The following is an 18,614-nucleotide window of genomic DNA, read 5'->3' on the forward strand; positions in this document are numbered from 1 at the left end:
ATTGTAAGAAAAAATTCAAACCTGAAGCAGGTATTTTTGTAGAAAAACAATAATCAGCACTGCAAAAAATAGCCTAAAATCTATTTTTTTATATTTTTGTTCAACCCAATAACCCATACCGTATGAATGAATTGCTAAAGCGATGTGAGGGCATGAAGCCAGGGATTGTTTTTGAGTGGAACGATAGCGAACCTGAGGATGTGAGCAGGGCCGTTTTGAACGCATTGAAAAAAATCTGTGACCTCCATTCTCAAAAAACGGGCATTGCCAAAAAGTCTTTTGAGATAGCGTTAAGACAATTGGTATAAAGAAAGTCAAAAAACTACTGATCAGGAATAATGATTAACATAAAATTAATTTATTCCGGCCATACGAATTTATTTTGGTGGGTTTGGTTCAAATTCTGTAGTTTAGGGGTGCGTATTCCTTCAACTGCTTTTATTCCCATAGGGGAAAGGATCAAAAAAACCTAAGACGAATTAATCTAATTCCATTTTAATGAAGAATGTTATAATTGCTTTTGGGATTATCTTGGGAACGGTATTCTTTACCGGCTCAGCCAGTGTCATGGCCCAGGATAACCACCAAACTACCCAAGTATCAACGCAACAGGAGGAACACGGAGAAGATCAAGGCCATCAATCTGACACTGAGCATGGTGATGCCCATGGAGAGGATGAAGCAGGTCATGCTCATGCACCTGTTTGGTTAGTCATTCCTTTTGTAGTCCTGCTATTGATGATCGCCACAGGCCCGTTGTTCTATGAGAATTTTTGGCACCACAACTACCCCAAAGTCGCTGTTGTATTGGCTGCCCTGGTGGTCCTGTATTATATCTTTGCGATGCACAATACCCACGCACCGGTACATGCGCTCGCAGAATACCTTCAGTTCATTGCTTTGCTGGCCTCGCTTTATATTGCGTCGGGCGGTATAATGATCTCTATCGACAAGCAATCTACTCCGCTAGCCAATGTAACACTCCTATTGATAGGGTCGGTGATCGCTAACTTTATAGGCACCACTGGAGCTTCGATGCTCCTCATTAGGCCTTTCATTCGGCTCAATAAAAACAACATAAAAGCCTACCATATCATTTTCTTCATCTTTATGGTGAGTAATGTGGGAGGATCACTCACGCCTATCGGTGACCCCCCATTGTTTTTGGGATTTCTGAAAGGAGTGCCCTTCTTCTGGACACTGCAACATAATTGGCCGGCTTGGATCATTGCCTTGGTTATTCTCGCAACGGCTTTCTATTTTATAGACAAAAAGCTTGGGCGGGCAGCGAATGACGAGGAAATCGAAGAAACCCCTTCCTACACCAATAAGATTTCACTGATCGGTTCCAGAAATTTTCTTTGGTTATTGGTAGTGATCATCTCCGTATTTCTGGATCCCAACGTCCTTGACTGGGTACCTGCCATCGTTTATGACGGCACCAAATTCTCCTTTATCAGAGAAACCATCATGTTTTCGGTAGCCTTTTTCTCCTATAAGTTTGCAGATAAAAGGGCCATAAAGGGCAATGAATTTAACTTCGAACCTATCAGGGAAGTAGCCTTTATATTCATAGGGATTTTTGGCACCATGATGCCAGCGCTAGAGCTGGTAGGCAACTTTGCCAAATCCCCCGCTGGCGCGGAACTGATCACCCACAATAGCCTCTACTGGGGAACAGGCTTGCTTTCGGGATTCTTGGATAACGCCCCCACTTACCTCAACTTCCTTGCAGCGGCAATGGCCTCCAGGGGAGCTACTATTTCCAATGTAGACATGGTAAGACAGTTTGCCATGGACGGTTACCATGATTCAGCTTTTCAGCTAATGGCGATCTCCATTGCCTCTGTGTTCTTCGGCGCCATGACCTATATTGGTAACGGACCTAACTTTATGGTAAAGTCAATTGCGGAGCAATCAGGTATCAAAATGCCTTCTTTCTTTGGCTACATCATTCGGTTTTCAATACCGATTCTCTTACCGGTACTGATCATCACTTGGCTGATTTTCTTTGCTTTCGTATAAATGAATAAAAACCACCAATCAATAAATGAAAAAAGCTTGGCCATTGATGGACCAAGCTTTTTTTAGGATAAAGCGGTAGTTGTGTGAATTGATAAGCGCCAGGAAGATGGTGGCTGCTACAACAAGGAGATAATTTTTGATGTTTACCCCTTAAAGACCTGTCCATGGCACACAAAAAGTAAGGAGGCCTTTCGAGCCTCCTTACCGTGGGTTATTGTTAATTGTAAAATGGGTACTATTTTTTAATCTTCTTTGAAACGATCCACGATGTACAGAAATAGGTTAAAGGACAATGTGGACATTTCTTTATCTTTTTTGGTCTCCTTTTCACCACCTGCTTTATAAATTGGATTTTCCTTTCTCTCTTTGACAGAAGTTTGTGCTGGTTGGGTAGAGGTCACCCTTTCAGGCTTGTATTCCTCAAATGACTCTTCTTCGAATTCACTACCCTGTGACTGTCCTTCATGCTCTACATGTCGGTCGCAGTCCCTAATTTCCTGCGCACTAACCTCCACGGAATAACACACCATAAAACCTATCCCTAAAAGGACTACTTTGCAGTAATTAGATAGAATTTGGTTAGTTTTGAACATCGTAAAATATAATTTTAACAATATAAAATTATTCCTAGAGAATTCGAGGTTTCCAAATATACAAATTATTGAATAATATGCAAACGATTCAGTTTTCTGATTTTCAAAAGGTTGAAATAAGAATAGGCACCATTGTCAGTGCTGAAATTTTCAAAGAGGCCAAAAAACCAGCTTATAAACTTCAGGTCGACCTCGGAAAATTGGGGATAAAAAAATCCTCCGCCCAAATCACCGAATATTACAAGGCAGAAGATTTGCCGGGTAAACAGGTCATTTGTATCTGTAATTTTCCTCCCAAACAAATCGCCAACATAATGTCCGAAGTGTTAGTGACTGGGTTTCATGATGAAAACGGTCATGTTTCCCTCGCCACCACTGACCTGAAGGTTCCCGATGGCACTAAATTATCCTAAAAATCTACACCTTCCATTTGTCAATACCCTCCAAGACGTTTTTTTAATATGGTAAAAAGCCTCACGTTTCAGCAATTGACCCTTATCACCCAAGGCCAAACCGTCCTGCAAGACAGAGAAGACCAGCCTGTCAGGTACATCAGTACAGATTCCAGAAAGATCATTCATGGCCAGCAGACGCTGTTTATTGCCTTAAAGGGATTTAAGGTTGATGGCCATGATTATCTAAAAGATGCCTACGAAAAAGGGGTGCGGCTCTTTATTGTACAAAAACCGCTACTGCTCAATCAATTTCCGGGGATTGCGGTCTTGCAGGTAAATGACGGTCTGAAGGCATTACAGGCCATTGCCAAATGGAATCGAAAGCAATTTGGGGGTACTGTCATAGGCATTACTGGCAGTAATGGCAAAACGATCATAAAGGAATGGCTCGGGCAGGTGCTGGCGAGTAAATTTGCGCTTGCAAAAAGCCCCAAAAGCTATAACAGCCAGACGGGAGTGCCGCTCTCGATATTTGGAATCGAAGAGTATCATAAAGCTGCCATTATCGAAGCTGGTATATCACAAGTGGGCGAAATGGCAAGACTCGAACGTATCATCCAACCGGATATCGGCATTCTGACCAATATCGGCACTGCACATGCGGAAGGTTTTTCCAGCCAAGAGCAAAAACTAAAGGAAAAAATAAAGCTTTTCAATGATGCCCAACTGATCATTTACAGAAAGGACCACCCACTCATCCACCGCATTTTACAAGAGCATTTTGCTCCCTCAAGGCTGGTAGCGTGGTCCGAATACGCTGGTGCTGACTATACACTGTCCATCAAAAAAAACAACAATGGAAGCAAAATCACATTGATCAAGCCTGACCTGGGCATTTTCACCTTCCACAGTCCCTTCACGGACGAAGCATCATTAGAAAATCTGCGACATACAATGGTGGCCAGCTTGGTACTGGGGCTGCCTGAACCGGAAATCCAGCAGGTCATTCCTGGGCTAAACACTGTGGAAATGCGGCTTACGCTCAAGTCAGGAATCCACCAATGCCTCCTTATCGATGACACCTACAATAATGACTTGGCTGGACTCGATATAGCACTGGAGTTCATGAATACCCAACGGCCCAAAAAGAGAAAAATACTGATGCTCTCCGACCTATTGCAGGCAGGAAAAAAAGAAGATGTCTACAATAATGTCAGGGCACTGGTCAGGCATTACCAAGTGGACATGTTGCTGGGCGTGGGACAGGAAATCAGCCAGTTGGAAGAAAATCCACCATGCGAGAGCCATTTTTATCAGGACACCGATCAGCTTTTGGAAGCTTTGGGCACGCTATCATTTCAGGATGACCTGATCTTGATCAAGGGAGCGAGGATGTACCGGTTTGAGCAAATTGTGGATGCGCTGCAAGAGCGCCTTCACGGTACTGTACTAGAGATTAACCTGAATGCACTCAGAAGAAATTTTACTTTCTACAAAAGTCAATTGAAGCCATCTACCAAGGTAATGATCATGGTAAAGGCTTTTGCCTATGGAGGTGGAGCCACCGAAATAGCCCACCACCTACAACAGCTCAATGCGGACTACTTAGCTGTAGCCTATACAGATGAAGGTGTCAGCTTACGTCAAGAACAGATTAACCTGCCGATCATGGTGCTCAATCCTGCACCAGAATCTTTTGGCAACCTCGTAAAGTACCAGCTCGAACCGGTGGTATATAGCCTGAGCTTCTTTAGGCAACTGGGAGCCTATTGCCATTCCAATCATACCAGCCTAAAAATCCACCTTGACCTGGACACGGGAATGCACAGATTAGGGTTTGGAGAAACCGACTTGGAAGCCTTAAGGGAAATGATCACAGCCTACCCGTCCTTGAAAGTGGCCAGTATGTACACTCATCTGGCCGGTGCTGATGAAGCCGACCACGAAGAATACACCAAGCGCCAACTGTCCCTATTCGAAGCCATGTGCAAGACGGTCAAAGGTTTTCTGGGCTATTCCCCTTTGGTACATGCGCTAAACTCAGCGGGCATTGTCCGCTATCCGGATTTTCAAATGGACATGGTAAGGCTGGGAATAGGCCTGTATGGCGTAGAAGTCAACGGCCTCCACCAAGAAGCACTCCAGCCGGTAAGTGTGCTGAAGACTACCATCTCACAACTCAAATCGCTCAAGAAAGGTGAAACGGTAGGTTATGGCCGGAAAGGAGTGATGGCCAGTGATGGCCAGATCGCCACTATTGCCATCGGATATGCAGATGGCTACGACAGAAGATTCAGCAACGGTAAAGGCCAAGTGCTTATCCATGGAAAAAAAGCCGCCGTGATCGGGAATGTATGTATGGACATGACCATGATAGAGGTCACCGGAATGGATGTCCACGAAGGGGATGAAGTCATCATCTATGGAGAAGGATTGTCCCTGAAAGAACAGGCTACTGCCATTGGCACTATTCCCTATGAGCTACTGACCAACATCAGCAGTAGGGTAAAGCGGGTTTATTTTATGGATTGACCTTTACAAAACAGCCCTTTTACCAGGCTGCTTGATTCATGATTGACCATAGATTTCAACGAGGATGTTGACTATTCTTTCTGCAGTGTGGCCATCCCATTGTGGAATCCCCTGGTATTGTTTCCATTCGCCCGACAGGATTTTTTCCAAATAGGGCTTAAGCTTGCTAGGGTCAGTGCCCACAAGTTCATTGGTACCTAGCTCAATGGTTTCGGGCCTTTCGGTATTGTCCCTGAGTGTCAGGCAAGGAACGTTCATGACAGAAGCCTCTTCGGTGATCCCACCAGAGTCAGTAATGACCCCTTTGGCATGCTTGACGAGGTAATTGAACTCCAAGTAAGAAAGTGGCTCCAGATAATGGAGGTTTGGATGCTGTACGCCGATATTTTTTAGGATCTTCGCCGTCCTGGGATGAACAGGAAAAAGCACAGGCATTCCTCCAGTACCTTCCAAAATCGCCTCCATTGTCGCTTTCAATTTAGCTTCCTCATCTACATTGGCAGGTCGATGAAGTGTCAGCACAAAATAAGCATTGGCCTGAAGGCCGTTGAAAACTTCTCCGGATGGTCGTTTGAATTTTGGCTGTTGGCTGAGCAACGTGTCGATCATGGTGTTGCCGACAAAATGGATACGATGACCTTCCACACCAGCTTTTTTGAGGTTTTCATTGGCCAGAGCAGAGGTAGTAAAAAAGTGATCAGTAATGCTATCAGTAACCATTCTATTGATTTCCTCAGGCATACTAAGGTCACCGGAGCGGATACCGCCTTCTACGTGGACTACTGGTACCAGCAGCTTTTTGGCAGTGATGCTACAGGCAAGGGTAGAAGTCACATCTCCCACTACCAATACCACATCAGGGCGATTGGCCACCAGCTCTTTTTCAAAACCTACCATAATGGCAGCCGTCTGTTCGGCTTGGCTACCTCCTCCTGCACCCAAGTTGACATCCGGATCCGGGATGTCCAACTGTTCAAAAAAGTCACCGGACATCTTGCGATCATAGTGCTGACCAGTATGGACCAACCTATATTGGATGGAATGGCCGGATTTTTGCCAACCTTGGATCGCATGTATGATCGGTGCTATCTTCATGAAGTTTGGCCTGGCCCCGGCGATCAATGTGATTTGAAGCATTTTGATGGCTTTTTATAATAATGGAACGTGATGGTCACAGCTAATCTCTGCGAATATACACATTCTAGGGCTGGTTGTTTATAGAATAATGGCCCTATTTGCATGGTTTTCGGGGCAATACAAGATTTACTAAAGTCGGGATCACCGACTTTCTTTTAATTTCCCTTATATTTGTGTGCTCGAAAAAAAATCGGGCAAATGCCTGTCCTTCAATGGATAAAAACAGTAAACGAATAATTAATTAAATCCGGATCTATTACTCCATGCAGTTTATTACCCCCAAGTTTGCATTACTATTTTTTCTGCTCATTTCCCTGACTGTACTCCTAAGTTCTTGCCAAGAAGATGAACTGATGGGAGAGGTGTTGGTTTACGAAAATGATTTTTCGGCACCGGCCAACCTATCGGGAATAGAAAACGGGAAACTAATGGTCTTCCAGGAAGACACCGTGTTGGGCAACTATAATAACGAAGAAGTCACCATTGCCGTAACAGGAATGCCTAGCCACAATACCGTGCGCGTGGTAATTGAACTTTTGGTTCACGATAGCTGGGACGGGAACAATACCGGGGCAAGTGGTCCAGATTATTGGTTTCTGAATGTAGATGGCGCACAGCTCCTCAACACTACTTTCTCCAACTCCCCCTGCACCCCTTCCTATTGTATTTACCAGTCCTACCCCAACCAATATGGACGACTAAACGACCCTAAAACAGGCGCTGACGAGACAGACCTGCCCGGATTGTGCCAGTATGCTGACACTCCCGGATGGACCACAAAATACACCATCAGTAAACTCATTGCCCACACAGGCCCTGCTATATCCATCACCTGTGGAGATCAATTATTGCAGGAAAATGCTCCTTCGGCCATCTGTGATGAGAGCTGGTCTCTATCAAAAATCGAAGTAAGCGCCCTTTCAGTCAAGTAAATGTTACGATCAACAGATATTATCATGCCATTTCGTTTCAAATCCCTTTTATTGCTATTGCTGTTCATGTTGCCACTAGCGGCAATGGCCCAAACGGCCAACTTGAATGCTCCATTTCTGGAAGATTACCTGAGGAGACAGCAATTGATCGGAAAATTCAACAAGAATTTTTCCTTTAACCTTCGCCCACTCACTCCAACAGTAGACGATCTAGAAGGAGAGTTTGGTGACAAAGGGAGCGTCTATACCAAGCTATACGGTTATAATGACGAACAAGTGTTTGACGATGGCAAAGGGATCGTAAAGCCCCTTCCCATATTCGTAAACGCACAATTCAACTCCAACTATTCCTTTGGGATCAACGATGGGGCCATGATTCCAAACAGGGGCTTGCAGGTTTTGCTGAGCGGAGGTGTATATATCGAATATGGAGGACTAAGTGTACAGCTGCAGCCGGAACTGATCAGTGCCCAAAACAAGGATTTTGAAGGCTTCCCTACTGACCACTGGGGAAGTACCTGGCGCCATTATTATGAGTGGCTGAATACAAGCGATATTCCTGAGCGGTTTGGCAATGGGGCATACACCAAATTCTTACCGGGACAATCCAGTATTAAATACACCTACCGTGACTTTTCAGTGGGTATCTCCACAGAGAGCCTTTGGTGGGGACCGGGAAAGAGGAACTCCCTGCTCATGAGCAATAATGCACCTGGTTTTTTACACGCTACGCTGGAGACCAAGCGCCCCGTGAAAACAGCCATTGGCTATTTTGAAGGACAGTTGATCGCAGGCAAACTCCAAAACTCAGGTTATCTGCCTCCCAAATCAGGCTACTATAACCAGCATAGCCCCCTTCATATTTCCAAAAGGGATGAGGACTGGCGCTACCTATCAGGCATTTCGGTGAGCTACCAGCCCAAGTGGGTGCCTGGTCTGAGTGTAGGCTACAGCAGTGTATCCCAAATGTACCATAATGATATGGATAGCTTTGGTGATTACCTGCCGATCTTCAATGGTGAAAAGGGCCCAAAAAACGTCGAAAACCCAGACCGTGATCAGCGTAACCAGCTGAGTTCAGGGTATTTTCGATGGATGAGCCATGATGGATTATTTGAATTTTATGGCGAATACGGATCCAATGGCAATAGTCGCCAGCTTAGGGATTTTCTGACCAATCCCGACCTGAACAGGGCATTTACCTTTGGTTTCAGTAACCTCATCCCGCTGCGAAAAGAAAACGCTTTTATCCAAATCAGCTCCGAAATGACCCAAACCGGCCAAACGGTTCGGGAAGCAATCGTTTCTTATAATTCATGGTACACCCACCCTTATGTAAGGCACGGATATACGCACATGGGCCAGGTTTTGGGAGCAGGTAATGGCCCTGGCAGTAATGTCATCTTTGTGGAAGCCAGTTATGTACAGGACTTCAAAAAAATAGGTGTTACGATGGAGCGAATCGTTTATAATAACGATTTTTACTATGAACGCTTTGAAATAATCAAAGATTGGCGGCGCAAGTACATTGACTTGGTTCCATCATTGATCGCCAACTGGAGGTTTAACGACATCTTACTTTCAGGAAAGCTACAATATGTCAATACCCTGAATTACAAATGGTACCTTGAAAACGACCCCAACAAGTATTTCACAGCGGGCTGGGACAGGACCAATTTTGTTGGCCAAGTAAGTTTGATGTATTTGTTCGACTAAACTAAAACACTGCAAGGGTCAAATCACCTCATTCAATCCAAAATAGAAGGCTGTCTGGTCGCCAAAACCAAAGTCAATGCGGATGTTGATCCCTTCATCCATGAACTTATAGCGAAACCCAAATCCAGCGCCATAATGGAACCTGTCAAAGCCATATTGGGATAGCTTCTCCGCCACTTGGCCGGTACTCCCAAAAAACACTAGCCCGAGGCTTCTATAAATGGGCATGCGTAGTTCTGCTTGATATACCATGGCAAGTTGGTCACGGTACCTTCCTTCAAAATACCCCCTCATTCGCTTGCTTCCGCCCAAGAGTGAGGTTTGCTGAAAAGGTGCTACTCCATCCACAAAACTCCAATATCCCTGAACGGCCAGCACCTTGTTTTTCCATACAGGAATGTATTTGCGAAGATCCACCTCATAGCGGTTATACGTGTAGTCACTGCCAAAAAAATCATGATAAGTTATCCATGAAACCTGATGAAAAGACCCCTTGTCCGGCTGGAAAATATCATTTCTCGAATCATAGTTGATTTTAAGCCCTATGCCAGCGACTTGTGGACTGTTGCTACCGGGGATCGTCCCACCGGCGAGCAGCCCTCCCTCTTCTTTTTTATAAACTTCTTCTGTTCTATATTCCATCCATGGCCCCACATACACATTGGGTAGAATTTTCCGCATATAGTTAAGCCGAAGATAAAAATAGCGGCTAGAATAGTCTTCCATATTGTCTGCAGGTAAATCATTCCCTATGCCATAAAATTCAAAGGGATAATTGGCCAATTCCAAACTGGCATTGAAAAAGTCCCTATTGTCGTTTTTCCACAAATCAATGTCCATTTCCAGAATGGCCTGCTTCTTCAAGGTGTAAATAAAAGTAATGGGCATGGAAGAAGGCCGGAGACGTTCAGAGGCACCGACTTGGGGCTTAAACACCTTGATGGCGCCAAGACCCAATCCCAAACTGGTTTCAGGCGAATAAGTAACCACCGGGATAAATGACCAAGTGTCGGTGCTCATCCAATCCAATACATCGTCCGCAGTATTTAGCAACTGGTCATGGAAAGGTTCCTTGGCGACCGAATCCATGGCTATGCTGTCCACCTGCCCTTGGGCCAATGGGGACCATAAGCAAAATAGCAAACTCACCAAAAACGGAACAGGGGATATTTTATGCGTCAGCATGGTAGCAGTCAACAGAACAGGTTAAATAATGGGTAAAAGTACTCCAAAACCACGAGATCCGAGAAAGAATACCGGAAATTCTTCCCCTTTCCTATTTCATGCGCCAGAGACGCCACCATGGTGTGCCCGGTGAATCGTGGTGCTCATAATGATAGCCAAAAAAATAACAGCTCAAGAATGCCCAGAGGTGGTTTTTGACCTGTGAACCTGACTTATGCCGATTAGGGTGCTCGCCACGATGAGGCAAGTATGTACCAAAATAAAAAAGCTGAAATGTAGAGAGGATAGCTGGCACCATCCAAAACAAAACCAAATTGGGCAACGGGAAGAAAACCTGCAGCCCCCAAAATGCCAAACCCATTAACACCAGTTGGAGAGGAGACAGGTAAGTTGAAATAAAACTCCAGTACCATTTCCAGAAATGATCAGACTGATGGTAATCCGGGTCCTGCCCAGTGGCCACATAGCGGTGGTGTTCATGATGCTTGGGAAGTAACTTGTCATAGAAGTTAAAAGAAAACAATATAGCCGAAACCCAGCCTAGGGCCCTGTTCCAGAAAGCTTTTCGGGAGACACTTCCGTGCATAGCATCGTGAGCAGTGATAAAAAGCCCTGTGTACAAGTGCATTTGTACCAAAATGGCCAAATAAACCATCGGATTGGCATAATCAAATTGCCAATGCAGCAACACAGCAAGCGAAGTCAGCCATAGAGCAATGATGAGCAAGGCGATCACGCTTCCTGCTGGATCAATGGACCGGTTGGGAAGTTTGGATGGACTCATTTTTCTCTAAAATTAGGTAAAAGGTAATTAAACTCGGAATATGCATTAGCTTATCTATTGCGACCTGGTCCGCCGCGCGGACAAAATCAGCCGGTATGCTTTAGTTTTCGGTTTTATCTGGCAGCATGACAGAGTAACCGTCCGCTGCAGTGGACGCTCGCACCTCCAAACTAACCGATTTCATTGTACTTTCTGCTCCCATAACGATTCCTAATGCATAAACCGGGTTAAAATATTCAGTACCGTAGCAACTTTCCCTGCACTTCTTCCATTAGCCACATTGGGGTAGAGGTAGCCCCGCAAATCCCCACTGCATCTCCGCGATCAAATAACTCGGAAGTGATTTGATCGGGATGTGAAACAAAAAAGGTACTTGGATTCTGTTGTTTGCACACTTCATAAAGGGCCCTGCCATTACTGGATTTGCTACCGCTCACAAACACGATCTTGTCGTATTTCGAGGCAAAAATCCTAAGTTCTTTGTCCCTGTTGGATACCTGACGGCAAATGGTGTCATTGGTTTGTACTTCGATACCTTTTTCCCGAAGTATGTTATTGATTTCATAAAATCGGTCGGTACTTTTGGTGGTTTGGCTGAAGAGGGTAATCTTCGAAGGCATTTTTTCAAAATCAAGTTCGGAGACATTCTGAAACACCACCGCTTCATTTCCTGTTTGTCCTAGCAGTCCTTCCACTTCTGCATGTCCGTGTTTGCCATAAATATAAATGGGCTCACTCCTATCAAAGGCATTTTTAATTCGGTTTTGAAGCTTCAGGACCACCGGGCAGCTCGCATCTACAAGTGTGAGGTCATTTTCAATGGCCAGCTTATAGGTTGCAGGTGGTTCTCCATGGGCTCGGATGAGCACTTTTTCATGGTGAAGGGTTTTTAGATCAGCGTGATTGATGATTTTAAGCCCTTTCTTGACCAAGCGCTTTACCTCTTCATCATTATGAACGATATCCCCTAAACAGTAAAGGTGCCCTTCTTGATCCAGCATGTCTTCTGCCATTTCGATAGCATACACCACTCCAAAGCAAAACCCAGAATTATGATCGATATATACGGACAAATCCAACATATCCTATTAACCAACTGAAGCGCTGATTGTTTTTCTTTGACGAAAAAATTGATAAAGCGATACATTCATGAGCATGAGGCCCATCGAATAGACAAAGTCTTCGATCGGGATAGTGAAAATGCGAATGGACAAGTTTTCCATATTATTATACATCACCACAGGTTCAGGGGTAAATGCACCTGTCAAGGCACCATTCACCACCAAAAAAGGGATCAGGTGTACTAAATAAAAAAGGTAAAACCTACCTAAGATAGCTGACCGAAACACTATATAATGTACGGCCAACAAACCAGCCACAAAGGCAAAATTGACTGCTGTGTACCACTTTTGCCAATTCATGGCCGACAAGCCAAATAAAAATACCATCAGCAAAAAAGTGATCGGCTTGGCATAAGGAACCCCTGTATCATCATCAAGGTAATATTGGAGTACCTCATAAATGAAGATACAGGAAAAAGGCACGGTGATAAAAAACAGGTATTCCTCCAAGGGCAAATTTCCCAAATAAATTCCTGAAAGGTAGCGGTCATTAAAGCCCCAGACGCTCATATCCGTAAACCAGTGATCCCAAACTAAAAACACCACAGCGGTGATGGCCATTGAAGGGAATAAAAATGGCCATTTTTTATAATAACACACCTTCCGCTCAAAAGACCAAAGCACCGGAAACAGCACAGTGGCGATATTAATGGCCAAATACAGATAGCGCTCCATACGATCAATTATTCAAACCCCAGTTTATTGCCGAAGTACATTCCCATGAGCAGTGACAGTTTTTTAATGTTCGGTATCCTCACCCTTTTGGCCGTGATGGTGGACGGGCTGAGCCGTTTTATCTTGCCAAAGAGGTTCAGGTAATACAAATAAGCAATTTTTACTCCTAGCTTGGCGCCAGATGGCAATTGTTTAATCCCTTTGTATGCTTCATCAAAGTCCTGCTGGATATCTTGTTCAATGGCCATTTTGGTCCGTTGATCAAAGGTAAGATAATCTACCCCGGGAAAATATACCCGGCCCCTTTCTTCATAGTCGCTTTTAATATCCCGGAGGAAGTTTACTTTTTGGAATGCCGATCCCAATTTACATGCAGGTGCTTTCAGCTTTTCGTAGGCCCTCTTGTCTCCATTACAAAATACCTTTAGACACATCAGACCGACCACTTCGGCAGATCCATAGATGTATTCCTTGTACTTGGCATCACTGTAAGTACTAACATCCAAGTCCATTGCCATGCTGTCCAAAAACGCATCGATCAGGTCCAAGGTGATGTCATATTCATGAACCACCATTTGGAATGCATGCAAAACGGGATTCAGTGAAAACTGGAGATCCATGGCCTCGTAGGTATCCTTCCTGAACTTATCAAGTAGGTATTTTTTATCCTGATGATGAAAGGTATCCACGATCTCATCAGCAAAGCGCACAAAACCATAAATACCATAAATGGGTTGATGCAGGGCTGCATCCATGGTTCGAATACCCAAACTAAAAGAAGTACTATAGCGCTGGGTAATCAGCTTACTGCATTCCTTCGTGGTTTGATGATATAATTTAAGTGCATCCATAAGTCAGTGTTGAAGTGATGTAGATAGGTACTCCTTGGTTACTTCTCCGGCCACTACCTGCCCAGAAATCAGGGATGGTGGTACACCAGGCCCCGGCACTGTCAGTTGTCCCGTATAAAAAAGGTTGCTCAGCTTCTTATTGCGTAATCTAGGCTTGAGCATGGCGGTTTGCCCCAATGTATTGGCCAAACCATAAGCATTTCCCTTGAAGGCATTGTAATCTTTAATAAAGTCCTGATGGGCATACGAGCGCCGATAGCATACCTTGCCACGGATATCTTGACCTGTATATTTCTCCAAACGATCCATGACCAGGTCAAAATATGCCTCGCGTCTTTTGTTCGTATCCTCTAAGCCTGGAGCCAATGGGATTAGGATAAATAAATTTTCTTTGCCCTCTGGCGCTACCGAGGAATCAGTTTTGGAAGGACAGCATACATAAAACAGGGGTTTTTCAGGCCAGTCAGGCTGATCATAAATGGCCTTGGCATGAGGAGCCAATGGCTCATCAAAGAACAAATTATGATGGCTTAGGCCATTTACTTTACCTTCTACCCCAAGGTAAAAGATGAGAGTGGATGGCGCCAATGTCCGTTTTTCCCAATAATCAGAAGAGTAATTGCGGGATCCATGAGGCAAAAGCATGGTCTCCACATGATGATAATCTGCTCCTGCCACCACCACGTCGGCAGAGATTGTACGCCCATCCTGTAATGTTACTCCAGTTGCTTTTCCATTATCTGTATTGATATGGGATACCGCTGCATTGAACTTAAACTGTACGCCTTGCTCTTCGGCAAGACTTACCATAGCCTTAATGATCTCATGCATGCCGCCCATGGGGTACCAAGTCCCGAGCACCAGGTCGGCATAATTCATCATACTGTACAGCGCCGGGATTTTCTCGGCAGTCTGCCCTAGAAATAACACCGGAAACTCCATGATTCGAATCAATTTTTCATTGCTGAAAAAACTGCGTACATGCTTTTTCATGGATTGAAACAAGTCCAATTTGATGAGGTCACTAAAGACACCAGGTTGGACAAATTCCCAAATAGACTGACACGGCTTATATACCCAATCTTGGATACCTACTTGATATTTTCGGGCCGCCTGTTGTAAAAACTGATCCAGTCGGGCTCCTGCACCAGGTTCGAGTGATTCAAAAAGTGCCCGAAGCGCCGACGGATCGGCTGGCATCAATAGTTCTTCTTCTGGCCCAAAGATGACTTTATAGGAAGGATCCAACCGAACCAAGTCATAATAGTCACTAGGTTGCTTACCAAACTTGGCAAAATAGTTTTCGAAAATATCAGGCATCCAATACCAACTTGGCCCCATATCAAAGGTGAAGCCTTCAGCTGTAAATTTCCTTGCCCTACCACCTGCACTGTCGTTTTTTTCCAAAACAGTAACATGAAAACCTTGATGTGCAAGGGTAGTGGCAGCCGCAATCCCTGCAAATCCAGCCCCTATAACAATGACCTCTTTTCTTTCCATGTTAATTGGTCTTATAAACTTTTAAATCGCCCTTTAACGTTTTCCTCGCTAGGTGGATCCTGTTTTTGACCGTACCAATGGGCAAATTCAGTTCATCGGCTATTTCTTGGTACTTAAAGCCTTTAAAATACATCATGAACGGTACCTTATAAGCTGAGTTAAGCGCTCCTATACATTTATAAATATCATCAAGGGCAAATTTGCTATGCGCCTTGTTTTCAATGGAAAAATCTCCCGAATTGATATAGTGAAGATTGTCTGTGGTGTCCACAAAGGTTCCCCGCCTCAACATCCGTTGATACCTGGTAAAAAAGGTGTTTTTCATGATCGTATATAGCCAAGCACGCAGGTTGGTCCCATCCGAAAACTTATCCCGGTTCGTATATGCCTTTAGCATCGTCTCCTGAACCAAATCATTGGCATCATCCATGTCTTTGGTCAGTCGCATAGCAAAGGGTCTCAAGGACTTGGAATGCTCGTTTAGCGAATAGCTGAATTCTACATTAGTCATAACACCGATTTTTTTGTTTAATCAAAACTATTAATTATTAAACAAAATAACAATTATTGTTTAATCTTTTATTATTTTAATTAAACAAAAAAGATAATTATCGATACAAAAATCTACGCTAAGGGAAAAAGAAACTGAACTAGAGAGAGGCTAATCATTAAACACGGTATATGCAGTTTCAGCTCGTAATACCTGTGCGTGGTGTAGATAGGCTAATGCATATTCAGGGTTCAATGCCTACTTCTAGCCATACCAAATTCCACAATATAAAAGCCTCCTGAGGTGAGATGGAATCAATGCCGCTTAGTTAAAAAATAGGACACTATATGGAATAACGATGGTAATCTATCCCGAAAAAACCAATAGGGAATAAATTTCAAGAAAGTGTGTCGAAATTTATTCCCCCAGAAATATTGCTTGATCCCTGATATCAATGTTATTCACAAATAGCCTAGGGAGATTACAAATCCCCCTTATTCCGGTTCGGGATTTCAAATCCCGAACAGCTAAGTTTATGTATTTATGGCAACAGGTGTCCCCATAACAGCTTAGACCAACGGCTATGGGCTGCTAGACAGGTTTGAAAGAAACTTGCTGTCCTTCTCCTCATCTAAACCGTATGGCATTCGGATCAAATCAGGTATTCGGAGGTGATGGCAAGAAAAGCCGCAAACAGGCTGACCAGCAACCTGGTAAGGTGAAACTTGTGATGAGGGCTGCTTTCAAAGAAAATGGTGGTAGAAATATGCAAAAAGCCACCAGCGACCAAGCCAAAAAGCACATCCATCACTTCCGCCGCTAGCAACTGGTGCGAAAAGGCTACGCTGGAGATGAGCATACCCAGCGGAGATGCCAAAGCGAAAATAACCAGTAAAAACAGCACCGTGCTTCGCTTCAAACTATTGGAGAGTACTGCCACCAAGGCAAAAGCAGCAGGAGCCTTGTGCATGATAATCCCAAAAAGCAAGGTCTCCGTGCCATGATGATGGCCGCTAAGAGAGGGCTGTTGGCTCAGCAGTGTACCTTCTAGCAAAGCATGCAAAGACAGCCCTATCATCACCATCCAAACGGTATTTTTGCCATGATGCTGGTCATGAATGTGACCGTGCTCAATTCCAGATGACAAAAACTCCAATACTTGCTGGAGCAAAAAGCCAATCAAAACGTAAAGTCCCATATAATACGCCGAGTCAGGGTTAGCAAATAACTCTGGCAGTATGTGCAAGACAGTAATCGAGAAAAGGTAAGAACCGGCAAAGACCAAGATCAGCTTAAAGTTTTTTTCCTTCCAGCTGGGCATGACCACCGCCAAGAGTCCTGACAGTAATGCTGATAAAAAAAGTACCAGGATTTTTATGACCATGCTTATTCTTTTTCGCCTTTTATATAAGAAACATACGGTTTCAGTTTATCACTCACGAATGTATGCACCCCCAAGCTATCACTATAAATCAGGAAGGCATCAATATTGTCCTGTGAATCCTGAAGATCGATGGCTTTTTCAGTGCCCATTACCATCATCGCTGTAGCAATAGCATCTGCCGTCATGCAGTCCTCCGCCAGCACAGTAGCACTGAGCAAGGTATGATTGACAGGGTTACCGGTTTTGGGGTTAATGGTGTGTGAATACCTTACGCTGTCCTTGTAGTAAAAATTGCGGTAATTACCAGAGGTAGCCATCCCCTTGTTATCAAGCCCTATAATGCTGAAAATATCCCTTGAACTTACGTCCTCACTTGGCTGATTCACTCCCACCTTCCACAATTCTCCATTTTCATTGGTGCCACGGGCCACCAATTCACCGCCGATTTCCACTAACATATCCTCAATACCTTGGTCTTCCAAGTAGCCGGCCACTACATCCACACCATACCCTTTGGCGATAGCACTGAAGTCCAAGTATACTTCCGGCTGGGTTTTCCACACTTTTTCGGTGTCAAAATTGATTTTCTCAAAACCTACAAATCTCAAAAGTTGAAACACATCTACACTGTCCTTAAGCTGTGCACCATCAGGGCCAAAGCCCCACGCATTGACCAAGGGTCCTACAGTAGGATCAAATGCTCCATCTGTCCGTTTATATACGTCATAACTCGTCTTCAGGATGGTGGGAAGATAAACCGACTCAAACGCCAAGGTATCTCCTTGGTTAAACCTGCTCAGCTCGGAACTGGGGATGTAGGTGGACAATGACGCATTAAACACTTCCAGCAGTGAATCGACAGAAGGTTTAAAGTCCCTGCTGAGCTCATCCATGTACACAATTCTATAGCTAGTGCCCATGGTTTTGCCGGTGATGGTGGTCTTTCCGTCTTTTTCTGGCTCAGGTGGCGGTGGCGCTTGTTGGTTTTGTCTGTAGAGATAAACTAAGAACACCACCAATAGCAGAATGATGGAGTAGATGATGTTTTTTCTGGCGTTTTTGTGCATGTACGGACGGTGTATTTTCCGCAAAGTTACGCTATATTTTAATATGGAAAAAGCGTAGTTTGATTGCCGGAATAATGACGTACCGTTTCCTTGGCCAAAACAGCTACTCCTTTTCCAAAAACAGTTTTTCACGGGATGCCCGAAAAGATATTGGCTATCCTTCTTACCTGTCATCTTCAACCCGGAATATGCATTAGCCTATCTACGCCACGGCGCACAGGTATTGC

The 18,614-nt window shown here is 44.3% G+C and carries 17 protein-coding genes; 6 read left to right on the top strand and 11 right to left on the bottom strand.

Going from position 1 to position 18,614, the window contains the following annotated elements; genetic code table 11:
• Positions 1 to 122 precede the first annotated feature (122 nt).
• Positions 123 to 308: a hypothetical protein gene (locus tag DN752_RS10510; protein ID WP_112783903.1), complete on the top strand. Its 186-nt coding sequence runs from the start codon at positions 123 to 125 to the stop codon at positions 306 to 308.
• 190 nt (positions 309 to 498) lie between these two features.
• Positions 499 to 2,025 carry a sodium:proton antiporter gene (locus tag DN752_RS10515; RefSeq protein ID WP_112783904.1) on the top strand — a complete coding sequence of 509 codons (1,527 nt, stop codon included), beginning with the start codon at positions 499 to 501 and terminating at the stop codon, positions 2,023 to 2,025.
• A 242-nt stretch (positions 2,026 to 2,267) separates the two neighbouring features.
• Here DN752_RS10515 and DN752_RS10520 read toward each other — a convergent pair whose 3' ends face one another.
• Complete coding sequence (locus DN752_RS10520; RefSeq protein ID WP_162633051.1) at positions 2,268 to 2,618, bottom strand: hypothetical protein; 351 nt, start codon at positions 2,616 to 2,618, stop codon at positions 2,268 to 2,270.
• A gap of 77 nt (positions 2,619 to 2,695) precedes the next feature.
• Here DN752_RS10520 and DN752_RS10525 point away from each other — a divergent pair, with 77 nt between their 5' ends.
• Both DN752_RS10525 and DN752_RS10530 read left to right on the top strand, forming a co-directional pair.
• Positions 2,696 to 3,031 (top strand): tRNA-binding protein, encoded by a 336-nt coding sequence (locus DN752_RS10525; RefSeq protein WP_112783906.1) that lies wholly within the window; start codon positions 2,696 to 2,698, stop codon positions 3,029 to 3,031.
• 48 nt (positions 3,032 to 3,079) lie between these two features.
• Positions 3,080 to 5,545, top strand: a complete 2,466-nt coding sequence (locus tag DN752_RS10530) for a bifunctional UDP-N-acetylmuramoyl-tripeptide:D-alanyl-D-alanine ligase/alanine racemase (protein WP_112783907.1) — start codon at positions 3,080 to 3,082, stop codon at positions 5,543 to 5,545.
• Between the two features lie 36 nt (positions 5,546 to 5,581).
• On the opposite strand, the gene wecB is transcribed toward DN752_RS10530, so the two are convergent.
• On the bottom strand, positions 5,582 to 6,682 hold the full coding sequence (gene wecB, locus DN752_RS10535) for a non-hydrolyzing UDP-N-acetylglucosamine 2-epimerase (RefSeq protein WP_112783908.1): 1,101 nt from the start codon (positions 6,680 to 6,682) through the stop codon (positions 5,582 to 5,584).
• A 263-nt stretch (positions 6,683 to 6,945) separates the two neighbouring features.
• On the opposite strand from wecB, the gene DN752_RS10540 reads away from it, so the two are divergent.
• Positions 6,946 to 7,614, top strand: coding sequence for a hypothetical protein (locus DN752_RS10540; protein ID WP_112783909.1), 669 nt, complete (start codon positions 6,946 to 6,948; stop codon positions 7,612 to 7,614).
• 24 nt (positions 7,615 to 7,638) lie between these two features.
• Positions 7,639 to 9,330, top strand: coding sequence for a capsule assembly Wzi family protein (locus DN752_RS10545; RefSeq protein WP_112783910.1), 1,692 nt, complete (start codon positions 7,639 to 7,641; stop codon positions 9,328 to 9,330).
• An 18-nt stretch (positions 9,331 to 9,348) separates the two neighbouring features.
• Here the strand turns inward: DN752_RS10545 and DN752_RS10550 are convergent, their stop codons facing one another.
• The 9 genes from DN752_RS10550 to DN752_RS10590 form a co-directional block, all read right to left on the bottom strand.
• Positions 9,349 to 10,527, bottom strand: a complete 1,179-nt coding sequence (locus DN752_RS10550; protein ID WP_245949503.1) for a BamA/TamA family outer membrane protein — start codon at positions 10,525 to 10,527, stop codon at positions 9,349 to 9,351.
• Positions 10,528 to 10,606: 79 nt separating this feature from the next.
• Complete coding sequence (locus DN752_RS10555) at positions 10,607 to 11,299, bottom strand: fatty acid desaturase (protein ID WP_112783911.1); 693 nt, start codon at positions 11,297 to 11,299, stop codon at positions 10,607 to 10,609.
• Positions 11,300 to 11,535: 236 nt separating this feature from the next.
• Positions 11,536 to 12,381, bottom strand: coding sequence for a 4-hydroxy-3-methylbut-2-enyl diphosphate reductase (locus DN752_RS10560; RefSeq protein WP_211324202.1), 846 nt, complete (start codon positions 12,379 to 12,381; stop codon positions 11,536 to 11,538).
• A gap of 6 nt (positions 12,382 to 12,387) precedes the next feature.
• Positions 12,388 to 13,095, bottom strand: a complete 708-nt coding sequence (locus tag DN752_RS10565) for a lycopene cyclase domain-containing protein (protein ID WP_112783912.1) — start codon at positions 13,093 to 13,095, stop codon at positions 12,388 to 12,390.
• An 8-nt stretch (positions 13,096 to 13,103) separates the two neighbouring features.
• The gene (locus DN752_RS10570) at positions 13,104 to 13,946 is read right to left on the bottom strand and encodes a phytoene/squalene synthase family protein (RefSeq protein ID WP_112783913.1); all 843 of its coding nucleotides are present in this window, start codon (positions 13,944 to 13,946) and stop codon (positions 13,104 to 13,106) included.
• A gap of 3 nt (positions 13,947 to 13,949) precedes the next feature.
• Positions 13,950 to 15,446, bottom strand: coding sequence for a phytoene desaturase family protein (locus tag DN752_RS10575; RefSeq protein WP_112783914.1), 1,497 nt, complete (start codon positions 15,444 to 15,446; stop codon positions 13,950 to 13,952).
• Position 15,447: 1 nt separating this feature from the next.
• Positions 15,448 to 15,957 (bottom strand): RNA polymerase sigma factor, encoded by a 510-nt coding sequence (locus tag DN752_RS10580; RefSeq protein WP_112783915.1) that lies wholly within the window; start codon positions 15,955 to 15,957, stop codon positions 15,448 to 15,450.
• A gap of 631 nt (positions 15,958 to 16,588) precedes the next feature.
• Entirely contained in the window at positions 16,589 to 17,320 is a 732-nt protein-coding gene (locus tag DN752_RS10585; protein ID WP_112783916.1) for a ZIP family metal transporter, read from the bottom strand.
• Between the two features lie 2 nt (positions 17,321 to 17,322).
• Positions 17,323 to 18,387, bottom strand: a complete 1,065-nt coding sequence (locus tag DN752_RS10590; protein ID WP_112783917.1) for an FAD:protein FMN transferase — start codon at positions 18,385 to 18,387, stop codon at positions 17,323 to 17,325.
• Between the last annotated feature and the right edge of the window lie 227 nt (positions 18,388 to 18,614).

The organism is Echinicola strongylocentroti (assembly GCF_003260975.1).
Taxonomy (GTDB): domain Bacteria; phylum Bacteroidota; class Bacteroidia; order Cytophagales; family Cyclobacteriaceae; genus Echinicola; species Echinicola strongylocentroti.

Bases quoted from the DNA above. Each gene is read 5' to 3' on its own strand.
- DN752_RS10510 (WP_112783903.1), top strand. From the start codon at position 123: ATGAATGAATTGCTAAAGCGATGTGAGGGCATGAAGCCAGGGATTGTT.
- DN752_RS10515 (WP_112783904.1), top strand. From the start codon at position 499: ATGAAGAATGTTATAATTGCTTTTGGGATTATCTTGGGAACGGTATTC.
- DN752_RS10520 (WP_162633051.1), bottom strand. From the start codon at position 2,618: ATGTTCAAAACTAACCAAATTCTATCTAATTACTGCAAAGTAGTCCTT.
- DN752_RS10525 (WP_112783906.1), top strand. From the start codon at position 2,696: ATGCAAACGATTCAGTTTTCTGATTTTCAAAAGGTTGAAATAAGAATA.
- DN752_RS10530 (WP_112783907.1), top strand. From the start codon at position 3,080: ATGGTAAAAAGCCTCACGTTTCAGCAATTGACCCTTATCACCCAAGGC.
- wecB (WP_112783908.1), bottom strand. From the start codon at position 6,682: ATGCTTCAAATCACATTGATCGCCGGGGCCAGGCCAAACTTCATGAAG.
- DN752_RS10540 (WP_112783909.1), top strand. From the start codon at position 6,946: ATGCAGTTTATTACCCCCAAGTTTGCATTACTATTTTTTCTGCTCATT.
- DN752_RS10545 (WP_112783910.1), top strand. From the start codon at position 7,639: ATGCCATTTCGTTTCAAATCCCTTTTATTGCTATTGCTGTTCATGTTG.
- DN752_RS10555 (WP_112783911.1), bottom strand. From the start codon at position 11,299: ATGAGTCCATCCAAACTTCCCAACCGGTCCATTGATCCAGCAGGAAGC.
- DN752_RS10560 (WP_211324202.1), bottom strand. From the start codon at position 12,381: ATGTTGGATTTGTCCGTATATATCGATCATAATTCTGGGTTTTGCTTT.
- DN752_RS10565 (WP_112783912.1), bottom strand. From the start codon at position 13,095: ATGGAGCGCTATCTGTATTTGGCCATTAATATCGCCACTGTGCTGTTT.
- DN752_RS10570 (WP_112783913.1), bottom strand. From the start codon at position 13,946: ATGGATGCACTTAAATTATATCATCAAACCACGAAGGAATGCAGTAAG.
- DN752_RS10575 (WP_112783914.1), bottom strand. From the start codon at position 15,446: ATGGAAAGAAAAGAGGTCATTGTTATAGGGGCTGGATTTGCAGGGATT.
- DN752_RS10580 (WP_112783915.1), bottom strand. From the start codon at position 15,957: ATGACTAATGTAGAATTCAGCTATTCGCTAAACGAGCATTCCAAGTCC.
- DN752_RS10585 (WP_112783916.1), bottom strand. From the start codon at position 17,320: ATGGTCATAAAAATCCTGGTACTTTTTTTATCAGCATTACTGTCAGGA.
- DN752_RS10590 (WP_112783917.1), bottom strand. From the start codon at position 18,387: ATGCACAAAAACGCCAGAAAAAACATCATCTACTCCATCATTCTGCTA.